The sequence below is a fragment of the Pseudomonas sp. GLN_2 genome (assembly GCF_043106005.1).
Lineage (GTDB): Bacteria > Pseudomonadota > Gammaproteobacteria > Pseudomonadales > Pseudomonadaceae > Aquipseudomonas > Aquipseudomonas alloputida.
Map to the genome: position 1 here is coordinate 1 of NZ_JBICMC010000098.1, position 19,511 is coordinate 19,511.

The window sequence follows — 19,511 nt, forward strand, 5'->3', positions numbered from 1 at the left end:
TCCGCATCAACGCTGCAAGCGGATCGATTCCTGTGAGAGCGGGTTTACCCGCGAATGAGCCGGCGCAGGCTGACGCCTCAGGGCTGGCTGACCACCGCCCCCTTGTCCCGCTCACTGATCACCACTTCCCGGTACTCCGGGTCTGCCTTGATCTGCGCCTCGGTAAACGGAATCAGCGCCAGTTGCTTGGCCGCAAAGGCCTTGGTCTGGTCACTGGCATGCGCCGAAGCCTTTTCACTCGACTGGGAAAACGCAAGCAGGCCACGGGCTTCTGGCCCCTTGTCGGTAAAGCTGACCAGTTGCAGGTAGCTGGTGCCACTCACCACCAGCCGCCTGCCCTGCCCGTGCGGCACGCTGTAGATCGCGTTGTACACCCCTAGCGCCTGCGGGCCGCCTGGTACCGGCGTACCATCAAGGGCCTGTTGCACCTGCCCCCAGCGCGCTTCCCCGGCAACGCCACTTTCACTGACCTGCTTGAGCGACGCCAGTGCTGCCTGATGTACCAGCCTGCTCACCGCCGCCTGCTCGACAGCCAGGCCGCGCGGGGTGTGCTGCGGGTCGGCCGGGTTGAATGCCACTCGCCAGCTTTCCGGGTGCTCGGCCAGCGCATTGAACAGGTTCTGGAAGTGCACCAGGCCCATGCCACTGTCGAGGTCGGCCTTGCCGTTCCAGGCGGCCAGACTGCTGCACACGCCCTGCACATCTGCGCTGGCACCCTTGCACCATTGCAGCAGGTCCGGCAACACCAGGCTGGCCAGGTACACCTCATCATCTGTGACCATGCGCTGCAGTTCATCAGCACCTAACCGGGCTTTGCCCTGCAGGCGCTGCAAGGCAAAGCGGCCACGCATGCCCAGCGGCTGGTCATTGCGGCTGATCAGTGGAGAGTAGCCGGTCAGCGGCTGCGCCGGGTTGGCCATCCAGGCCGGGTCGTTGGAGTTCTGAACGAAGTCTTCGCGCTCCAGGCTTGGCAGCAGCCGCGCCGGGAAGATGCCCGGTTGCGCCGCCTGCGCGTCAACCTTCCACTGGCAGGCGCTACGCGAGCCATCCAGCACCACCAGGCGCCCTTGTGCCTGCGGGCTGCTGCAGGTATCCAACAGTTGCTGGTCAACATAGGGCACTACCGACTGGTTCAGGTACAAGGCCCGCCCTCCCTCGTCCACGGCCAGCGTGTTGACCCAAGGGATACCTTGCAACTGCTCGACCGATCCCTTCAATGCCGCCAGGCTGTCGGCTCGGTTGATCTGGTACCACTGCTGCAACACCCGCGAGTTCTCAAGGTTGGCGTCTCGCACGCTGTAGGCCGCCTGCGCATCCCAGTCCAGGCGGCCTGGCCATTGCACCACCGGGCCGAACTGCGAACTGTAGACCGGCCGCTCAATCTGGCTCAGGCTGCCATCCGTGCCCTTGACCGCCACACGGATGGTTTGCCGGGCCATCGGCAGCGACTTGCCATCAAGCATATAGCGCGTCGGGTCTTTGGGGTCGAGTTGCAGGCGGTAGAGCGTGAAGTGCTTGGAAGTGTCGACGGTGTGCGTCCACGCCAGGTGCTTGTTGAAACCGATGTTGACCACCGGCAGGCCCGGTAGCGCCGCGCCCATCACATCAAGCTGGCCGGGAATGGTCAGTTGCATCTGGTAGAAGCGCATGCCGCCCATCCACGGGAAGTGCGGGTTGGCCAGCAACAGGCCGCGGCCATTGGCTGAACGCTGCGCGCCTACTGCCACCGCATTGCTGCCGCGCTCCGCGGCGAACCGCTCCTGCCGGGCCAACGCGCTGGCAAAGCCCGCTGACGATTGCGCACGGGCCAGCGTTGGCGGTTGCGCCCCTGCCAACGCCTCGACGAACTGCCCGGCACCACCCTCGGCCAGTAAACGGCGGGTCAGTTTGACCAGATCCTGGCTGCTGATGGGCCGCACCCACTCACCATCGCCACACTCGGCGGGCAGCCCTTGACGACGGCGTTCGACCAACGCCCGGTTGTAGCCGCTGGCGTAACCCGCCAGCAACGCCTGCACCGGCGCGGGTTGCGCCTGCAGGAAGGCATCGACCGCCGCTGGGCTATTGAGCCAGGTGAAGAACAGGTCGCTGGTCAGGTTGTCACGCTGCTCCAGGGTCTTGCCCTTGGCGCCGAAATAGCGTGAGCGCTCACCGCTCACGGTCAGCACTTCATTGGCGAGCAGGCATAGGTTGTCCTGGGCGTAGGCATAGCCGACGCCATAGCCCAGGCCACGCTCATCCTTGGCCACGATATGCGGTACGCCGTATCGGGTATAGCGGATCTGGGCACTGGCGTCGGCTATCGCGGGCTGCGCCTGCACACCGACGCTGAAGGCCACCAGGGCAGCGGCCAGGCCGGCGCAAGTCATGGGACGGCAAAGTGGAAACACGGGCACTCCTCGGGTTCGGGGGTCATCCCGATCAGACGAATGGCCAGATGAATATTTTACGTATTACAAGGCGATGGAACGTCTTGATGAGAAACAGGCATTTTTTTCACGAATGGGTTGCAGTTTTTGCGTGCTCATTCGTCCTAGTAAGTGAGCCACCCACATTTCGGGTTCGTCCACGAAAAGGAGCATTCGCATGTACAACCCGCAAACCTCGATCCAGGCCGGGCGCGCGCCAGGCAAAACGTCCAAGGGACAGGACGTATTTGCTGAAGAACGAATCGGCAACGAACAGATCCGCGAACTGTTGCGCACCTTCGGCCTGCGCACCAGCCTGATCCGCCTCAAGGTTATCGATGCCTTGCACGCCGCCGACCGCAATGGCCGCAGTATTGGCGTACGCGGGGTGCACGCACAACTGGAACAACTGGATATCCCGCTGTCGTTCCTCAGTGTGCGTGAAGTGCTCAAGCGCCTGTGCACCGAAGGCGTCATACAACTGGGTAGCGACAAGTGCTACAGGCTCAACCCCCAGGCGCGCGCCGTACTGGAGCAAACACACTCGCGCTGAGCGCATGGCCGGCCATACCTGGCCGGCCCGCGCAGATCAGGGCTTGACCTTGCGCCGCAGAATGCCGTTGATCACCACGACCACCACGGCAATGGCGATGGCCAGCATCTGGAAGGTCTGCTCACTGATCGTGCCCTGCTTCTGCAGGTGTGACAGGCCCAGCATCAGGCCCAGTACCACCAGGATGATCAGAAGTGAATATTTGAGGCGCTGCACGTGTGTCATCGAATGTTCCTTGCAACATCAGGGGCAAATGGCTCGCAACGAGCCGCGGCAATGATACAACGGTCACCGCCCCCGGCGCTGGATTTCCTGCTGGGTGGGGTGACGTCAGCCTGAAAGCATGGGGCTTCCTAGCACCCACGCCGGAGGCACCATGTACAAACCCCTGTTGTTCGCATCGCTGTTACTGACCCCGCTCTCCCTTCATGCACTGGACACCCGGCAGACGCCGGCCGAACACCTGCTCGAACTGGGCCGCGAGCTGGCCACCCATGCCGGTGCCAGCCAATGGCAACAACTGTGGCAACGCGTACGCCAGGCCGGCTACCTGCAGACCGAAACTGCACCGGTACATTTCAGCGTGCCCACAGCCCGCTTGCCCGACCTGGCGCGACAAACGCTGGCGCAGGCCGACCAGGCACAGCCTCTGAATCAGACCCAGGTACTGTACCGTCGCCTCTTTGCCGACCAGGTCATCGGCCAGCGTAACGGCCAGCCGTTGCACGCGCTGTGCCTGCTGGTCGATTGGCGCACGTTGCCGCCGGGCATGCGCGCCACCCCTCAAGCCTATCTGGGTAGCGCCAGCTTGCTGAGCAGCTACCCGTGCGATTGAGGGGTGCCGCACCCGCTCCGCATCATTGCGAGCGACCCGACAGGAAACCAGGAAGCACAGCCAGATGTCGACGCCATTTCCTACAGCGCCAGATATCGCTGCCTGCAAATCCTGTTCACCGAAGCTACAACCCCCAACCCATATGCCGCCTAGCGACGCGCCTCGGCTGTCGCACAGAATTTGCTCACACCTTCGACATAACGCCGCGGGTGATCGGGTCGCACATCCCATCTACCCCGAAGGAGCGCCATATGCAAATGCCAGATTTGAGCCAGATCGATATCAGCCAACTGCCCCACTCGCTGCAGGCCCTGATCGACTGTATCGGCATCGAAAACGCCTACCAACTGACCTGCGCCTACGGCGGCAGGCCCAAGTACATCCCCAAGCACCGCGAGCGCACCAAGCTCGCTGACGTGCTGCCGGCCGAAGCGCTCGACGCACTGATCAAACGCTTTGCCGGGGTCGCCCTGGAGATCCCCAAGGCTGACCACTTTCTGCGTCAGCTGCGCAACCAGCAGATCCAGAAGGAAAGCGCCAACGGTTTGTCCCGCAGCCTGCTGGCCAACAAGTATGGCCTGAGCCTGCGACAGATCGGCAACATCCGGCGCCAGGAGCTTTGCACGCGCTGACGCCCGGCCAACTTGGCTGCTATTCGCGGCGGCCTAACCCCACTAGATAGAGCGAGCTTCCCGATATGCCGTTAGATAACAGCCTTATAGGCTCCGTGATCAATGCCCTGCCGATGGACCGCATGATCGCCGGTCCCTTGCAGGCCATGGTCCAGGCGCAGGTCACCGCCAGCAAATCGTACGCCGACTTCCTGATGCAGGTATGCGTCCAGGATGGCAAGGCAGTAGCCATCCAGTTCGACTACGACGAAACCATCGTCGACGAACAGGGCGAATACAAAGGGGTGGTCAGCAAGACCATGAAAGTGCCGCTGATGGCGGCCATTACCCATCCGAACATTTCCATCGAAGAGGGTAATGTAGAGTTCGAGCTGGTTATCAACCAGATGTCGGAAGATGTTTCCAGCAAGGACATGAATGCAGAAGCTACCGGCTCACTGGGATGGGGGCCGTTCAGGCTGAACGTGAAAGGCAGCGTGAGCCACAAATCCACGCAAACCCGTAAAACAGACACCCGTGCCCGCTATGCCTTCAACACGACCCTGAAGCGTCAGGAACCGCCCGAAGCGATGATGAGGGTAATCGATTTCCTCACTGACGCCGCAACCAAGCCAACCATTGTCCGAACCGCCGCACTGGAAAGCCCGGACGAGATATCCCAGGCGGACACCTTGAAACGGGCCGCGCCTGCAAACCTACCGACCCCGTAAAACGCTAGCGCTTGACCCATAGCCCCCTCCTGCCGGTATCGGGAGGGGCACACCCTGGCCTGAGGAGTCGAATCGTTGCAAAAGCCCCCCGCCCCCATGACCTCCATTGACCTGCGTGAAATTACCCGCGGCCTGCAAGAAGCCGCCAGTGCCACCAACAGCCTGATTGCCCAGCAGTACATCAACCTGTTCGACCAGTTTTTCGAGTGCGACACAGAAGCGCTGGGCGCCCCCATGAAAGCCAAGATGGTCGAGGTGGCCATGGATGGGCAGCACATCATGCGCGTCCCCCTGTTTGCGCTGGTGTCACCGAAAGGCCTGGCTCTTGAGCGCATGCAGGTCGACCTGTCGGTAAGGGTCAAAGGCACCGAGGCGCAGCAGGCACTGCTGACCGCGAGCGAGAGCAAGGCCGCGAGCTTCAAGGTCACCATTGGTGGCCAAGGCCGTCAGGGCGAAAACCGCGACCCTGACGAAGTGCAGATCCGCATGCAGTTTCAGGCGAGCGAACCGCCAGAGGCCCTGAACCGGTTGATCGAGGAATACACCAACCTGATCGTCCCGGTACGCGCCACCACTCCACCGCCCTCACCCGATACCAACGAGTTCATCGAGGCGGCCACCGTCCGTTGATGGCCGCCACGCTGCGGGCCTAGAAGTCGCGCTTGTAGAAGATGTCCAGAGAGCTTGCCAGCCCACTGGCGGCCTCGAGGTAAACCTTCTTGCTCAGCTTGTAACGCAACGCGATCGTGTTGGCCGGTTCGAACACGCCCACCCCGTAACGAAGGCTGAGCTTCTCGGTAAGGTTACCGCTGGCGACCACGCTGGTGCTGTTGCCAGAACCTTCGGTATCCAGCTGAAAGTCGTCGATCCCCAGGCTCGACGCCAGGCTGCCGGTTATGCCGGCGCTCCCGGCAAGGCCCAGGCCCAGGGCCGCCTCGGCGAGCATGTTGTTATCTTCGCCGGTATTGCCCAATGGCCGCCCCAATACCAGGTAGGAAAGCGCCTGCTCCTGGCTCATGGCCGGCTCCGAGAACACTTTGGTCGTCGGCTGCTCGGCACTGCCGCTCAGGCGGATGCCGGCTATTACATCGTCAACCTTGCGGATCGCTTCGATGTCCAGGTATGGCTGGTCGATCGGGCCGGCGAACAGCAGACGCGCCCGGCGTATGGTGAGGCGCTGGCCGTAGGCACGGTAGCGGCCGTCTGCCAGGCTCAGTTCGCCACGGGTATCGAGGTTATCGCCGATGTGCACATGACCCAGCAGGTTGGCAGTCAGCCCGAAGCCGCTGAACGACAGCTTGTCGCGGCCGACTTCGACATCGATGTCCATGGCCATTGCCATGGGTGGTTTGCCTTCCTCGGTCTGGTGACCGACGATTACCGTGTCATCCGACACCTTGACCGTGGACGGCGGCAGCTCTCGTACAGTGATCTTGCCCTTGGGCACCTGCACCTTGCCGGTCACCGCCAGCTTGTCATCGATCAGGCGCAAGGTCAGGTCCGGGGCAACTTCCAGTGTGGCGTAGGGCTCGACCGCGACCGGCAGTTGCTGGCCTTGCAGACGCACGTCCATGCCCAGTGCCTGCCCCCAGGTGAGGTTGCCGCTCAACTGGCCACGTCCCGCCTCGCCACTGCGCCAGTTACCGTTGAGCTGCACCTGCTCGCCGGCAATCAGCGCCTGCAATGACAGGTCCTGAAGGCTGGCCGGCAGCTCGGCGCCACTGACTTCGCCACCGCTGAGCATCAGGTTGCCGTTGACCTGAGGTGCCAGCAAGGTGCCTGAAAGCCGACCACTGCCATTGAGCTGCCCGGCCAGGCGTTCGACCATGGGCACGAATGGGCGGGCCACCGACAGGTCCAGCCCGGCCAGGCGGAAATCACCCGACAACGGTTTGTTCTTGCCCAGCGGATCGAGCCGGGCGTTGACGTTCAGCTCACCCAGGCGCTCACCGCGAAACGCCAGGCGCGTATCGATGCGCCGCGGTGCCAGCGTGCTGTCCAGCCGCAGGGCCTGGTAAGGGAAATCGATCCAACGGCCTTTGTCGCGTACGCGCAAGGTGCCGCCACTGGCATCGACAACGACAGTGCCCTTGGGGCCGCTGGCCGGGATGTCCAGGTTGATATCGGCATTGAGCAGGCCTTGCCAGGCAAAGTCCTTCGGCAGCCACTGGGCCAGGCTGCCCAGCGGGAACTGCTTGAGGTGGTAGCGCAGGCGCGGCTCGGGGGCCAGCCGCTGGTCGTCGCCACACAGGCTTGCCTGGCCGGAGCGCCAGCAGTGGGCCCCGAAGTCGAGCTGGCCGCTGGCAAGCCGCTGCAGGCGTGCGGGCGCCTGCAACTGCCAGTCCTGGCCACCGGCCTGGATGCGGCCAGTGGCCAGGCGCCCGCGCCAGTCACCTTTGTTCAACTGGCCATCCAGGCCAAGGTCGAGCTTGAGCTGCGGGCCATCCAGCGCGAGGGTCAAGGCCTGTTGGCGAATGTCGCCTTTGCCGTTGGCCTGCAACGTGCCCAAGGCGGTATCACCCAGGTGGATACCGGTTGCCTTGAGCCCGACTACACCGCGTTGGGCGTTGTCCAGGCGGGCATCCAGGTCCAACTGCTGCAGGCGGTTTTCGCCCTGGGCCAAGCGCTGGCCCTGCAGGGTGAGCGTACCTTGCGGGGCCTGCAAGGTGCCGGCGACATCCAGCCGGCCCTTGACCCCGCCTTGCAGCCTTGGCCACAACTGGCCCAGGCGCGGCAAGTCAAGGTCGACTTGCCCCGCCAGGCGCTGTTGCACGCTGCCACTGCCGTTGATGCGGTTGTCACCCAGCTGGATAGCCAGTGCGCCCAGGGTCCAGCTTTGCCCTGCCCCTTGGGCCTCGGCCTTGAGCATGGCTGGCTGGCCACGCAGGCGGCCCTTGAGGTCAAGCTGGGCATCCAGGGTAAGCGTATCGCCTTTCAGTTCGCCTTTACTGCGCAGTGGCCCCGCCAGGGTACCGGGCAGTTCGGCCAGCCAATAGGCCGGGTCGAGCGCGGAAAGCTGCAGGTCGACATCCCAGGCCAGGGTGTCGGCAAAACGGACGGCGACACTGCCGGCAGCCTTGCCCTGGCCGGCGCTCAGCGCCAACTGCGGCAGTTTCACCTGGGTGAGGTCACCTTCGAACGGGCTGGCCAGGCTGAACGCTCCTGCCGGGCCGTCCAAGTCCCCCGTGAAAGTCCCCTGGTAATTGCCATCACGATAATGCACCTGGGTATTGAAGCGCTTGAGGGTGACTTCAGGCGGGGTCTCCAGTGGGTACAGGCGCAACCACGGGAAGTCCTGCCAGTCCAGCTGCGCATCGGCGCTCAGGCCTTGCTGCCAGTCAGCCGTGGCTTGCAGCTTGACCCGTTGGCTGTCGCTGGCGGTCAGGTCCAGCGCATCGAGCCTGGCGCCTTTGCTGTCGACCAGACCGGACAGGAGCAAGGCGATCGGTGACTGCTCGGCCGGCAGGCTGGCCCTGCCGGACAGTTGATAGCCATTGAGCAGATCGCCCTTGGCATCGAGCTCGAGCGCGTTCAATTGCAGGGTGTCAGGCAACGCACCAGCCGGCTTGAACGCCTCGGAGCGGATATGCAAGGTCGCCGGCAGGTGCTCGGCCAGTGCCTGCAACTGCCCGCTCAATGTGGCATCGAGGTAACCACTGCTGGTACCGGCGAGCTCCAGCGTCTTCTGCAATTGGCCATTGGCCGTCAATGCCAATTGCCAGGGTTTTTCGTCTACCGCAGGCAACTGTAATTGCGCCTGTAGTGTTACCGGCCAGTCGCCTTCGGGTTGCAGGTCACCCTGTAGGCTCAATTGCAGGTCGTCGCGCAGCAGCCGCAGGCTGTCGATGCGTATCCCGCTGTTGGTCCAGTGCGCAGCCAGTTGCAAATCGCCAAGCAGGTCGCTGCCATCCAGGCGCAGCTGCCCGACCTTGACCTCACCCAGTTCGATGGCCAGCGGCAAGCGCAGGGTCGGCAATTGCGGCGGGGCACTCTCGGTCGGTTCGGTGCTTGGCGCAAAGGCCATGTCAATGCGGTCTGCCTGCAACCGGTCAATGCACAAGGTAGCGCGCAGCAAGCAAGCAGGCGACCAGGCCAGCGACGGCGCCTGCATCTCTACCTTGCTGCCGCCGTCGGCCCAGGTCAGCCGGCTGGCCTGCCAACTGCCCGCCAGGCGACCCTGGAAGTCGGCCACTTCAAGCCCGGGCACCTTGCCCAGTGCCCAGCGGCTGCCGGCCTGGGTACCCAGCAGCAAGCCGAGCACCAGGCCCATGCTCGCGACGCCCCCCAGCAGGCCCAGTGAAGTAAATTTGATTACGCGTTTCACAGCTCGGGCCCCATGGAAAAGTGCAGGCGAATGCCCCCTTCGTCATCCAACGCCTTGGCCAGGTCCAGGCGCAGCGGCCCGACCGGCGATACCCAGCGCACACCAAACCCGACACCGGTCTTGAGGCTGGGCAGCTCCAGGTCGTTGAACGAGTTGCCTTGGTCGACGAACGTCGCGACCCGCCATTTTTCGGTCAGCGAATACTGGTACTCGACACTGCCTGCCACCAGGTAGCGCCCGCCGATACGGTCACCGTCGCTGTTTTTCGGCGACAGGGTCTGGTAGTCGTAACCGCGCACACTCTGGTCGCCACCTGCGAAGAAACGCAGCGACGGCGGAATGTTGTTCTTGAAGCCATTGGTCGCACTGCCACCAAACTGTACGCGCCCGAGAAAGCGGTGGTTGTGGCCGAGCGTGGTCAGGCCTTTGAGCAATACGTTGCCGTGCAGCAGGTTGGTGTCGGAAACCAGCCCTTCCTTGGCACCTTGAACATCGAACTGCAGGCGATAGCCGTTGTGCGGATCGATACGGTTGTCACTGCGCAGGAAGGAAAAGCTGACGCCCGGCATCAGCAGGTTGCTCAAACCGGAGTCGTCACCCAGGCGATATTCTTCGCGTTGGTACTTGAGCGAAATCACCCGCTGCCAGCCACTGGGCAGCTTGCTGTGCCACTCGGGGCCGACCGTCAACAGCTTGCTGAGCGTGTCGGTGCCGGCAAGCTCCTCGTTCTGGTAGCCACCGGCAAAGCGCAGCTTGTCGGTCAGCGGCGGATCAAGCGGAATGTCATACCACAGGCCGACGTTCTGGCGCGGGGCCGACAGTTCGGTTTCCCAGCCATAGCTGTGGCCTTGTGGGTTGACCCAGTGGCGGGTCCAGTTGGCCTTGCCGCGCGGCCCGACGTCGGTCGAGAAGCCCAGGCCAAGGCCCATGGTGCGTGGTTTACGGGTTTCCAGGTGAACATCCACCGGGACTTCTTCGCCCACAGCAGCAGTGGGTGCCGCATCCACACGCACGCCTTCGAAATAGCCGCTCGATTGCAGGTCGTTGTTCAGCTCTGCGATCAGTTCCGAGTCGTAGGGGGTACCCGGCTTGAACGACACCATGCGCTGCAGCAGGTCCTCGTCCAGCGGTGTGTCGCCACCGAAGGTGACGGCGCCCAGGCGATAACGCGGGCCACTCTGGTAGACCAGTTCGATATCCGCCACACCGGCTTGCGGGTCGACGGCCAGGCGCTGGCTACTGAAGCGCCCACTGAAGAAGCCATAGCGCGACGCCTGGTTCTGGATCAACCGCTTGGCATCCTCGTAATGGCCGTGATTGAGTTGTTCACCCGCCCGCAGCGCCTTGCTGTCAGGCACGCGGAAGGCCTTCATCTCGCTGGCTGGGCCCTCGATGCGCACGGTCACGTTGCGCAGGCGAATCGGTTCGCCCGGGTTGATGCTGATGATCAGTTGTGGGGGATGGTCTGCGTCGCTGGCGGGCTTGACCTCGGTATCGATCTGCGCCTGATAGTAGCCAAGTGCCTGCGCCGCTTTGCGCGCCTGCTCCTCTGCCCCGCGACTGAAGCGCAAAAGTGCTTCTTCGTCGCGGTCACCCAATGTGCCTATATAGCCTTCGACATTGGCCTTGAGCGCCTTGTTGGCCGGCTTCACCTTCACCAACAACTCGCTCTGGCCCCATGCTGCGAAACTGGCGACCCAGAAAACCAGGCCCCAGGTCAATCTTCCTGAATACGTCATGCGGCGCATGCTACCAGAGCCGGGCGCTCAAGGGAGCCGCCCGGCGGCCTGTTCAGGCAAAAGCGGGTTTTGAAGAGACTGGATTAGGATGAAAGAACACCCTCTCTCGGATTGGTCCTACAGCTACTTCGCCAATTTCCTCATAACCCTGACGCTGGTAAAAAGCCAGGTAGTGCTCGTTACCGGTGTCCAGCACCACCCCGTGGGTGCCTGGGTCTTCCGCGCACCAGTCGTGCACAGCTTGTAACAATTGCTCGCCGTAGTGCTTGCCCTGAAACTGCGGGTGCACCCCCAGCAAAGGCAACACATGCACCTGGTCAGTGGGCAGGCAGCTGGCCAATGCAGCCTGGTAGTCCATGTAGCGCCGCGTACAGCGCAGGCCGGTACCCAGCATCATGCGCAGGCGCCAGGCCCAGCTGTCGGCCACGCCCAGCCGGCGCTGCGGTGGCACGATCAGGGCCAGGGCAATCAGGCGGTCCTCGACCAGCAGGCCGATGGCGGGCAGTTGCAGGTAGAAGTGCTGGCGCACCCATTCGCGCACCATCACCCGCAGGCGCCGCTCATACCCCGGGCGCTGGGCTTCGAAGATGTAGGCGAAGGTGGGCTCGTGGCGGTAGGCGTTGTACAGCAGCGAACGTGCCTCGCGGCTGTAACCATCGTCGAGCAGGCAGACACGGGCCGGGGCGGCTGTGGTTTCGGGCATTGCGGGCAGACCTCCTGGAATGGGCGTTCAGTGCCTTGGAGGTGCCCCAGCGTGCTTCGTTCACCCCCAACAGCACGTTAGCAGCAGGCTCGCCTGGCCGCCATGCTGGTGATGCAGGTCGATGTCGGCTAGCATCGCGCCTTTTACCGGGATTGTCTTTCCATGAAGATCGTCTGTTTCAACATCAACGGCCTGCGGGCCCGCCCGCATCAGCTGGCGGCGCTGATCGAAAAGCACCAGCCGGACGTGATCGGCCTGCAGGAAACCAAGGTCAGCGACGATCAGTTCCCGCTGGCCGACGTGCAGGCACTGGGTTACCACGTGCACTACCATGGCCAGAAAGGCCACTACGGCGTGGCCCTGCTGTCGCGCCAGGCGCCGCTGAGCCTGCACAAGGGCTTTGCCACCGACGAAGAAGATGCCCAGCGCCGCTTCATCTGGGGTACCTTTGCCGATGCCAACGGCAGCCCGATCACCATCATGAACGGCTATTTCCCCCAAGGCGAAAGCCGCGACCACCCCACCAAGTTCCCGGCCAAGCAGCGCTTCTACAGCGACCTGCAGGCACTGCTGGAAAGCCAGTTCCGCAACGACCAGCCAGTGCTGGTGATGGGCGACATGAACATTTCGCCGCAAGACTGTGATATCGGCATTGGCCCGGACAACGCCAAACGCTGGCTGAAGACCGGCAAGTGCAGCTTCCTGCCGGAGGAGCGTGAGTGGATGGAACGTTTGAAAGGCTGGGGGTTGGTAGACAGCTTCCGCCACCTGTACCCGGAGGTGACCGACCGTTTCAGCTGGTTCGACTACCGAAGCCGCGGCTTCGAGGACGAGCCCAAGCGCGGCCTGCGCATCGACCTGATCATGGCCTCGCAGCAACTGCTGCCGCGCATCAAGGCAGCGGGCGTGGACTATGAGCTGCGCGGGATGGAAAAGCCGTCGGACCATGCGCCGATCTGGCTGGAGTTGAGCTGATTCGGGTGACGGGCCCAAGGGGCACACCTTGGGCCCACACTCACAACCCCAACCTCAACGCCTCCCCCACCCCCGCCCCACGCACATCGTCCGCCGCGCTGACCAAGGCAAAGTTATAAGCCCCATGCGACCAGTACCGCGCCTCCAGCTGGCCATCGACCCGCTGCCCGTCCGGCATGCGCCGATAAAGGTCGCCCGGCGAGCGCAGGAACAGGCTGATGCGCTGGCCCTTGCCATCTTCGAATACCAGTAATGCAGCCGGCCCCTGCTCGTTGCTGAGCAAGCGCGCGCCCACCGGTTTGAAGCCATACCCCGCCAGGTCCGGTAACTGGCCCACCCGGCTGAAATGGCGCCCCAGCCAGTCACGTAACTGCCCAGGATCACTGGCCTGGATATCCAGGGCTTCACTGCTGGCGAACAAACGGTGCGCCTGAACAGCATCAGCCATGGGCAGGTCGACCCGCGCCAAGGTTGCATCACGCACTTGCCAGCCGCCCAAGCCCCCCACACCCAACGCCAGCATCACCACCGCCGCCGCCGCCCAACGCCGCTGCCGACGCTGGCGCAATTGCCGACGCAACTGGCCAAGGTCCAGCTGCGCCGCACCGGGCAGCTCGCCCAATCCGGCCAGCGCTGTGCGCAGCCGCCGGGCATCGGCGCGCCAGCCTTCCACCCGTGCCGCAGCTTGCGGGTTGGCCGCCAGCCAGGCCTGCACTTCGGCCCGGCGCACAGGTTCCAGGCGCTCATCGACGTAAGCGTGCAATTCGTCATCGCTGGGGATCAGGCGCTTCATTTCAGTCTCCGCAAGGCCGGGGGCTGGGGGTTGCCCTCGGTCAGTTCGCGCAAGGCATTGCGCGCGCGCGACAGGCGCGACATCACAGTGCCGATGGGGATGCCCAAGGCCTGGGCGGCCTCCTTGTAACTCAAGCCTTCGATGCTGACCAGCAACAACAAGGCACGCTGCTCCGCCGTCAGCCGGGCAAACGCCTGCAGGTCGGCCTGTGCCAGAACGATGGTTTCGAGGTTGTCACCGACCGGCTCATCGTCGTGCTCGTTACGGCCGAACCAGGACAACCAGCGCGCATGCAATCGCTCGCGGCGCTTACTGTCGAGGAACTGTCGATAAAGGATGGTGAACAGCCAGGCACGCAGGGCATCAGCGTCCCGTTGCTGGTCGCGACGGCTCAGGGCCCGCTCGACCGTAGCCTGCACCAGGTCGTCGGCGCTGCCCGGCTCACGGGTCAGCCACACGGCAAAGCGGCGCAGGCGGGCCAGCAGCTCGCGCCACTGGTGGTCGTCCAAATCATGCATGGCTAGGTCCCGGCCTCTGGGGTTGTCAGTGTAAAGGGCAGACGCCTGTGAACACATTCTATTCCCGATGAGGGAATAACTTTTTCTCTGACACGTCGTACTGGCACCTTCACTGAACCGGACGATGACCATGAACACACCCTTGCACGGCTCGGCCAAAGCCTTGCGCCTGGCCGCCATTGGCGGCGTGCTGCTGGCCGCAGGTGCCGGCTTTGCCTATGCCGCTGGCTGGCTCGGCGCCCCCCGACTGACGCCACAGCGCATCATCGACACCTTCGAAGCCCAGGCCGGGCATTACCCCGGCTACCGCAAGAACCACGCCAAGGGCTTGTGCGTGAGCGGCTACTTCCAGGCCAGCGGGCAGGCCGCCAACCTGTCCACGGCGCGCGCCTTCAGCCAGCAACGGGTGCCGGTGGTTGGCCGTTTTGCCATCGGCGGCGCCAACCCGTTCGCCCCGGATACGGGTATACCCGTACGCAGCCTGGCGATTGAGCTGAGCACCGACGATGGCCAGGTCTGGCGGACCGGCATGAACAACCCTCCGGTGCTGGCAGTCAGCACGCCGCAAGGGTTCTACCAGCAAGTACTGGCGAGCGCACCAGACCCGGCAACCGGCAAACCGGACCCTGGCAAGCTGCAGGCGTTCTTCGCCGACCACCCGGAAAGCGCGGCGTTTCGCCAATGGGCGGCGGGCTACAAACCCAGCGACAGCTTCGCCAACACGCAGTATCACAGTATCAATGCCTTCCGCCTGATCGACGCAGCGGGTGCGGCCCACCCGGTGCGTTGGCAGCTCGAGCCACAAACTGCATTTGCGGCATTACCCGCGCAGGTTGATGACAAGCAATTCCTGCAACACGACTTGCAGCAGCGCCTTGCCCAGGGCCCGTTGCGCTGGACGCTGCGCCTGGTACTGGCCGAACCTGGCGATGCCGTGGACGACCCTGCCCGGCCGTGGCCCGCCGGGCGGCGCAGCGTGGACGCTGGCACTCTGGTACTGGAACAGGTAGACGCCCCCCAGCAAGGGGCCTGCCGCGATCTCAACTTCGACCCGCTGATCCTGCCCCGCGGCATAGAGGCGTCAGCCGACCCGATCCTCGCCGCCCGCTCGGCCGCCTATTCCGAATCGTTCAACCGCCGTAGCCGCGAATCGCTCAGCACCGGAGCCAAGCCATGAAACCTCAAGCCTTCCACCCTTTCGCCCGCGTGTTGCACTGGCTGATGGCCGTGCTGATTCTGGCCATGCTGTTCATCGGCGTAAGCATGGTCGCCGACCTGTCGCTACGCCACCCGGTGCTGATCAGCCTGCACAAAGCCACCGGGCTGGCCCTGCTGGTGCTGGTGGTACTGCGCATTGCTGTGCGCCTGACCCTACCTCACCCGCCCCTGCCGAACGATCTGCCAAAACTGCAGCGCTGGGCCGCCGGAGCCTCGCATCTGCTGCTTTATGGCCTGATGCTGGCCATGCCGCTGCTGGGCTGGGCCATGCTGTCGGCAGGCGATTACCCGCGCCCGCTCGGCTTGCCCGCCATCGCCCCTCACAACCTGCAGCTATATGCCGTGTTGCGCCAGGCCCATGGCTGGGCCGGCTACCTGCTGTTCGCCACGGTGCTGGTGCATGTGGGGGCCGCTTTGATGCATGCGTGGGTGCGTCGCGACGGTGTGTTGCGTAGCATGTGGCCTGGCCCCTTGCACCGCAGCGAGTGAACGGTAGCAGCACGGGGTTCGACAATCGATAATGATTCCTAATAATATCGGTTTTGTTTGCCACTCTGCCCTGGACTGCCCATGAACGTCGCAAAGGATCCTGCAACCCTTCTGCCTGCCAGCACCCTGAACCTGCGCCCGCTGTTGCTGGCCAACATGGCCTGCACCATGTCGATGATGGCCTTCGTCGCCCTGATCGGCCCGATAGCCCGCCAGCTTGGCATGGCCACCTGGCAAGCCGGCGCCGCCGTGACCGTGGCCGGCGTGGTCTGGGTGCTGCTGGCCCGGCCCTGGGGTCGCGCGGCAGACCGCCTGGGCCGCCGGCGCATCCTGCTGCTGGGCAGCGCCGGCTTCACCCTGGCCTACTGGCTGCTGTGCCTGTTCGTCGAAGGCGCACTGCGCTGGATGCCGGGGGCGACCTTGGCGTTCATCGGCCTGATGATCGCGCGCGGTTGCATCGGCGCCTTTTATGCCGCCATCCCGGTAGGCTGCAATGCGCTGATCGCCGACCATGTCGAGCCGCAACGCCGGGCGCGGGCCATGGCCTCACTGGGGGCGGCCAACGCCGTCGGTCTGGTGGTCGGGCCGGCGCTGGCCGCACTGCTGGCGCGGCACAGCCTGAGCCTGCCGTTCCATATCATGTCGCTGCTGCCGGCCACTGCCTTCCTGGTGCTGTTTTTTACCCTCAAAACACAGGCGCTGCCGCACAGCCACGCCCCCAGCCCGGTGCGGCTGAACGACCCGCGCCTGCGCCGGCCGCTGCTGGTGGCATTCAGCGCCATGCTCAGCGTGACCGTGTCGCAGATCATCGTCGGTTTCTTTGCCCTTGACCGCTTGCATCTGGGCCCTGCCGAAGCGGCCCAGGCGGCTGGCATCGCCCTGACCACCGTGGGTGTGGCACTGATGCTGGCCCAGGTGATACTGCGCCAACTGGAGTGGCCACCGCTGAAGATGATCCGGGTGGGTGCCACGGTATCGGCACTGGGCTTTGCCTGTGGCTCCCTGGCCACCACGGCCCCCTGGCTGTGGGCTTGCTATTTTGTTGCGGCGGCCGGCATGGGCTTCGTCTTCCCGGCGTTTTCGGCATTGGCGGCCAATGCCATGCAGGCCTCCGAACAAGGCGCCACGGCCGGTTCCATTGGCGCCGCCCAAGGCATGGGCGCGGTGATCGGGCCGCTCGCCGGTACCTTGGTGTATGCCCTTGATCCGCGCTTGCCATTCCTGACCGTGGCCGTGCTGTTGCTGCTGGTCGGGCTGTGGCCAATGCCGCGTGAGCAGCGGGTTTGAGAAGCACAGCGCGCAAGGGCGCAGAGTGTGTTTTAATGCGCATCGCTCATTATTATTGACACCTCTGATTACAAGGCGGCTATGGACACGGGGACGCGACTCAAACTGGTGCGTGAACGCAACAACCTCTCCCAACGGGAACTGGCCCGTCGCAGCGGGCTGACCAATTCGACGATCTCGCAGATCGAGCAGAATCGCGTCAGCCCTTCGGTCAGCTCCCTGAAAAAACTGCTCGAGGGCATCCCCATGAGCCTGGCGGAGTTTTTCAGCTTCGACGAGCCGGTGCGTGAGGAACGCTACGTATTCCGTGGTGGCGAACAACCCGACCTGGGCCGCAATGGCCTGCGCATGCTGCTGGTCGGCGCCAGCGTCGAAGGCCGCCAAATGCGCATGCTGCGTGAACTGTACGCACCCGGCGCCGACTCTGGCGAGCCGATCGTGCACGCTGAAGGCGAAGAATGCGGGTTGGTCACCCGTGGCACCGTCGAGCTGTGGGTCGACGGCCAGGTCAGCGTCCTCAATTCGGGCGACGGCTACTACATCCCCACGACCCTGCCGCACAGTTTCAAGAACATCGGCCCGGATGAGGCCGAGATCATCAGCGCCAACACGCCGGCGAATTTCTGATCTTGACGCACAGACCTTCACTGAGCGCCCGAGATGTCTATCAGTGCCTGCGTAATGTGGCCCTTGGCGTGCACCACCTTGAGGTGGCTGCACGCCGCGAGGGTGGCTTGGTCGATGTCGGTATCCAGGGCTGGCAACTGACGTTGGCCTTGGATACTGAAGGCTTGGCGCATTGCGTTCATTGCCAAGCCCCCGACGGCGAACAGGCTGGGCTCGAGCACTGGCAGCGCTATGGCACCAACCCCACCGACCTGCTCAGCCTGTGGGAGCGCAGTCAGCTGGAGAGGCTACTGGCCCCCTGACGCAGCGCCTCCTCGACAAAGTCCAGGCGGTCCTGGCCGAAGAACATGCCATCACCGACAAAACAGGTGGGCGCGCCAAACACCCCGCGCGCCACAGCGGCCTCGGTCGCCTGCTTTAGCGCGGCTTTTACTTCGCTGTCAGCGGCCAGGGCATGAAACACCTGCGGGTCGAAGCCTGCCTGTACGAGTGTTTCATTCAGCACAGCGCTGTCGCTGAGGTTGCGGCGCTGTACCCACAGCCCAGTGAACAGCACCGATAGCAATGCCTCGAACCGATCCGGTGAATGCAACTGGGTACCTGTCACGCCGCGCATCAAAGTCAGGGTATTGACCGGAAAGCCCGGCGGCATCCCGAGCGGCACACCGTAGCGTTCGGCAAAGCGTGCCAGGTCGGTAAACATGTAGCGCCCTTTGGCCGGGATCATGGCCGGCGAGGCATTGCCGGTAGCCTGGAAAACCCCGCCAAGCAGCATTGGCCGGTAGCGCAGCGTAGCGCCGTGGCGGGCACACAGGTTCGGCAGTTGGGTCCAGGCCAGGTAACTGGCCGGGCTGCCCAGGTCAAAAAAGAAATCGACAGACGTGTGCATGGTGACGGTCCTTGCGTGTTGACGGGGGTTTACCAGCGTTCCATCCAGGGGCGCAGGTCCAGCTCGAACGTCCAGGCGTCGCGGGGCTGGGCGTGCAGGAACCAGTAACTGTCGGCAATGTGCGCGGGGTCAAGGATGCCATCCTGGTCCTTGAGGGCATAACGCTCGGGGAAGCTGTCACGGATAAAGGCCGTGTCGATGGCTCCGTCCACCACCACATGGGCGACATGGATATTGCGTGGCCCCAACTCGCGCGCCATGCTCTGTGCCAGGGCACGCAAGCCATGCTTGGCCCCGGCAAAGGCGGCAAAACCGGCTGCGCCGCGGGTACCGGCTGTAGCGCCGGTGAACAGGAGGGTGCCGCGCTCACGCTGAACCATGCGCCGGGCCACCGCCTGCGCGGTGAGGAAACCGGCAAAGCAGGCCATTTCCCAGATCTTGAAGTACTTGCGTGGGGTTTCCTCGAGAATGCTGCACGGCACATTCGCACCAATATTGAAGACAAATGCCTCAATCGGACCTATATCACGCTCGATAGTGTCTACCAGCGCGGTCACCTCCTCTTCCTTGCGCGCATCAGAGCCAAAACCGTAGGCCTGGCCGCCAGCGGCGTGTATTTCCTCCAGTAGCGGCTGCAGTTTGTCGGCCTGGCGCCGGGTTACGCAGGCAATATAGCCCTCACGCGCAAAGCGCTTGGCGATCTCCCCCCCAGTGGCGTCGCCCGCCCCGATCACCAGCACGACTTTTCGTTGTTCTGACATGCCTGCCTCCATGGGTAAATGATCGTTTAGTAAACGAACGCTATGTTATG

General features: G+C 63.9%; 20 protein-coding genes. 11 read left to right on the forward strand and 9 right to left on the reverse strand.

Annotation, left to right across the window (positions count from 1 at the left end; translation table 11 throughout):
* Positions 1-77: 77 nt before the first annotated feature.
* Positions 78-2,390 (reverse strand): acylase, encoded by a 2,313-nt coding sequence (locus tag ACF8Q6_RS24080; protein WP_392491230.1) that lies wholly within the window; start codon positions 2,388-2,390, stop codon positions 78-80.
* 196 nt (positions 2,391-2,586) lie between these two features.
* Between ACF8Q6_RS24080 and ACF8Q6_RS24085 the strand changes: the two genes are divergently transcribed.
* The gene (locus ACF8Q6_RS24085; protein ID WP_392491229.1) at positions 2,587-2,961 is read left to right on the forward strand and encodes a fe2+ zn2+ uptake regulation protein; all 375 of its coding nucleotides are present in this window, start codon (positions 2,587-2,589) and stop codon (positions 2,959-2,961) included.
* A gap of 36 nt (positions 2,962-2,997) precedes the next feature.
* Here the strand turns inward: ACF8Q6_RS24085 and ACF8Q6_RS24090 are convergent, their stop codons facing one another.
* Positions 2,998-3,186, reverse strand: coding sequence for a hypothetical protein (locus ACF8Q6_RS24090; protein WP_003248064.1), 189 nt, complete (start codon positions 3,184-3,186; stop codon positions 2,998-3,000).
* Between the two features lie 151 nt (positions 3,187-3,337).
* Between ACF8Q6_RS24090 and ACF8Q6_RS24095 the strand changes: the two genes are divergently transcribed.
* The 4 genes from ACF8Q6_RS24095 to ACF8Q6_RS24110 all read left to right on the forward strand — a co-directional run bounded on the left by ACF8Q6_RS24095 (position 3,338) and on the right by ACF8Q6_RS24110 (position 5,768).
* A complete protein-coding gene (locus ACF8Q6_RS24095; RefSeq protein WP_392491228.1) occupies positions 3,338-3,796 on the forward strand; it encodes a hypothetical protein in 459 nt (152 codons plus the stop codon).
* A 251-nt stretch (positions 3,797-4,047) separates the two neighbouring features.
* The gene (locus ACF8Q6_RS24100; RefSeq protein ID WP_003248057.1) at positions 4,048-4,428 is read left to right on the forward strand and encodes a Mor transcription activator family protein; all 381 of its coding nucleotides are present in this window, start codon (positions 4,048-4,050) and stop codon (positions 4,426-4,428) included.
* 65 nt (positions 4,429-4,493) lie between these two features.
* Positions 4,494-5,138: a DUF2589 domain-containing protein gene (locus ACF8Q6_RS24105; RefSeq protein ID WP_392491227.1), complete on the forward strand. Its 645-nt coding sequence runs from the start codon at positions 4,494-4,496 to the stop codon at positions 5,136-5,138.
* A gap of 75 nt (positions 5,139-5,213) precedes the next feature.
* A complete protein-coding gene (locus ACF8Q6_RS24110) occupies positions 5,214-5,768 on the forward strand; it encodes a DUF2589 domain-containing protein (RefSeq protein WP_010953797.1) in 555 nt (184 codons plus the stop codon).
* A gap of 19 nt (positions 5,769-5,787) precedes the next feature.
* On the opposite strand, the gene ACF8Q6_RS24115 is transcribed toward ACF8Q6_RS24110, so the two are convergent.
* The 3 genes from ACF8Q6_RS24115 to ACF8Q6_RS24125 are packed head-to-tail and all read right to left on the reverse strand — an operon-like array spanning position 5,788 to position 11,904.
* Complete coding sequence (locus tag ACF8Q6_RS24115; protein ID WP_392491226.1) at positions 5,788-9,462, reverse strand: translocation/assembly module TamB domain-containing protein; 3,675 nt, start codon at positions 9,460-9,462, stop codon at positions 5,788-5,790.
* Positions 9,459-11,201 (reverse strand): autotransporter assembly complex family protein, encoded by a 1,743-nt coding sequence (locus ACF8Q6_RS24120; protein WP_392491225.1) that lies wholly within the window; start codon positions 11,199-11,201, stop codon positions 9,459-9,461. Before ACF8Q6_RS24120 ends, ACF8Q6_RS24115 begins: the two co-directional genes overlap by 4 nt.
* Before the next feature lie 52 nt (positions 11,202-11,253).
* The gene (locus ACF8Q6_RS24125) at positions 11,254-11,904 is read right to left on the reverse strand and encodes a GNAT family N-acetyltransferase (protein ID WP_392491224.1); all 651 of its coding nucleotides are present in this window, start codon (positions 11,902-11,904) and stop codon (positions 11,254-11,256) included.
* Positions 11,905-12,066: 162 nt separating this feature from the next.
* Between ACF8Q6_RS24125 and xthA the strand changes: the two genes are divergently transcribed.
* Positions 12,067-12,879 (forward strand): exodeoxyribonuclease III, encoded by an 813-nt coding sequence (xthA, locus tag ACF8Q6_RS24130; protein ID WP_392491223.1) that lies wholly within the window; start codon positions 12,067-12,069, stop codon positions 12,877-12,879.
* 40 nt (positions 12,880-12,919) lie between these two features.
* Here xthA and ACF8Q6_RS24135 read toward each other — a convergent pair whose 3' ends face one another.
* Together ACF8Q6_RS24135 and ACF8Q6_RS24140 are read right to left on the reverse strand one after the other, a co-directional pair.
* Complete coding sequence (locus ACF8Q6_RS24135) at positions 12,920-13,672, reverse strand: anti-sigma factor (protein WP_012052546.1); 753 nt, start codon at positions 13,670-13,672, stop codon at positions 12,920-12,922.
* Positions 13,669-14,190 (reverse strand): sigma-70 family RNA polymerase sigma factor, encoded by a 522-nt coding sequence (locus ACF8Q6_RS24140; protein ID WP_221100137.1) that lies wholly within the window; start codon positions 14,188-14,190, stop codon positions 13,669-13,671. Before ACF8Q6_RS24140 ends, ACF8Q6_RS24135 begins: the two co-directional genes overlap by 4 nt.
* Before the next feature lie 124 nt (positions 14,191-14,314).
* Here ACF8Q6_RS24140 and ACF8Q6_RS24145 point away from each other — a divergent pair, with 124 nt between their 5' ends.
* The 5 genes from ACF8Q6_RS24145 to ACF8Q6_RS24165 all read left to right on the forward strand — a co-directional run bounded on the left by ACF8Q6_RS24145 (position 14,315) and on the right by ACF8Q6_RS24165 (position 18,113).
* Positions 14,315-15,367 (forward strand): catalase family peroxidase, encoded by a 1,053-nt coding sequence (locus tag ACF8Q6_RS24145; protein WP_392491222.1) that lies wholly within the window; start codon positions 14,315-14,317, stop codon positions 15,365-15,367.
* A complete protein-coding gene (locus tag ACF8Q6_RS24150; protein WP_003248038.1) occupies positions 15,364-15,897 on the forward strand; it encodes a cytochrome b in 534 nt (177 codons plus the stop codon). Before ACF8Q6_RS24145 ends, ACF8Q6_RS24150 begins: the two co-directional genes overlap by 4 nt.
* 81 nt (positions 15,898-15,978) lie before the next feature.
* Positions 15,979-17,184: an MFS transporter gene (locus ACF8Q6_RS24155; protein WP_392491221.1), complete on the forward strand. Its 1,206-nt coding sequence runs from the start codon at positions 15,979-15,981 to the stop codon at positions 17,182-17,184.
* Between the two features lie 81 nt (positions 17,185-17,265).
* Positions 17,266-17,811, forward strand: a complete 546-nt coding sequence (locus tag ACF8Q6_RS24160; protein ID WP_003248033.1) for a cupin domain-containing protein — start codon at positions 17,266-17,268, stop codon at positions 17,809-17,811.
* A gap of 2 nt (positions 17,812-17,813) precedes the next feature.
* On the forward strand, positions 17,814-18,113 hold the full coding sequence (locus tag ACF8Q6_RS24165; protein ID WP_245150120.1) for a hypothetical protein: 300 nt from the start codon (positions 17,814-17,816) through the stop codon (positions 18,111-18,113).
* Here the strand turns inward: ACF8Q6_RS24165 and ACF8Q6_RS24170 are convergent.
* The gene (locus ACF8Q6_RS24170; RefSeq protein WP_014859931.1) at positions 18,086-18,700 is read right to left on the reverse strand and encodes a 2-hydroxychromene-2-carboxylate isomerase; all 615 of its coding nucleotides are present in this window, start codon (positions 18,698-18,700) and stop codon (positions 18,086-18,088) included. The genes ACF8Q6_RS24165 and ACF8Q6_RS24170 overlap by 28 nt on opposite strands.
* A 29-nt stretch (positions 18,701-18,729) precedes the next feature.
* A complete protein-coding gene (locus ACF8Q6_RS24175; RefSeq protein ID WP_392491220.1) occupies positions 18,730-19,461 on the reverse strand; it encodes an SDR family oxidoreductase in 732 nt (243 codons plus the stop codon).
* Positions 19,462-19,511 lie beyond the last annotated feature (50 nt).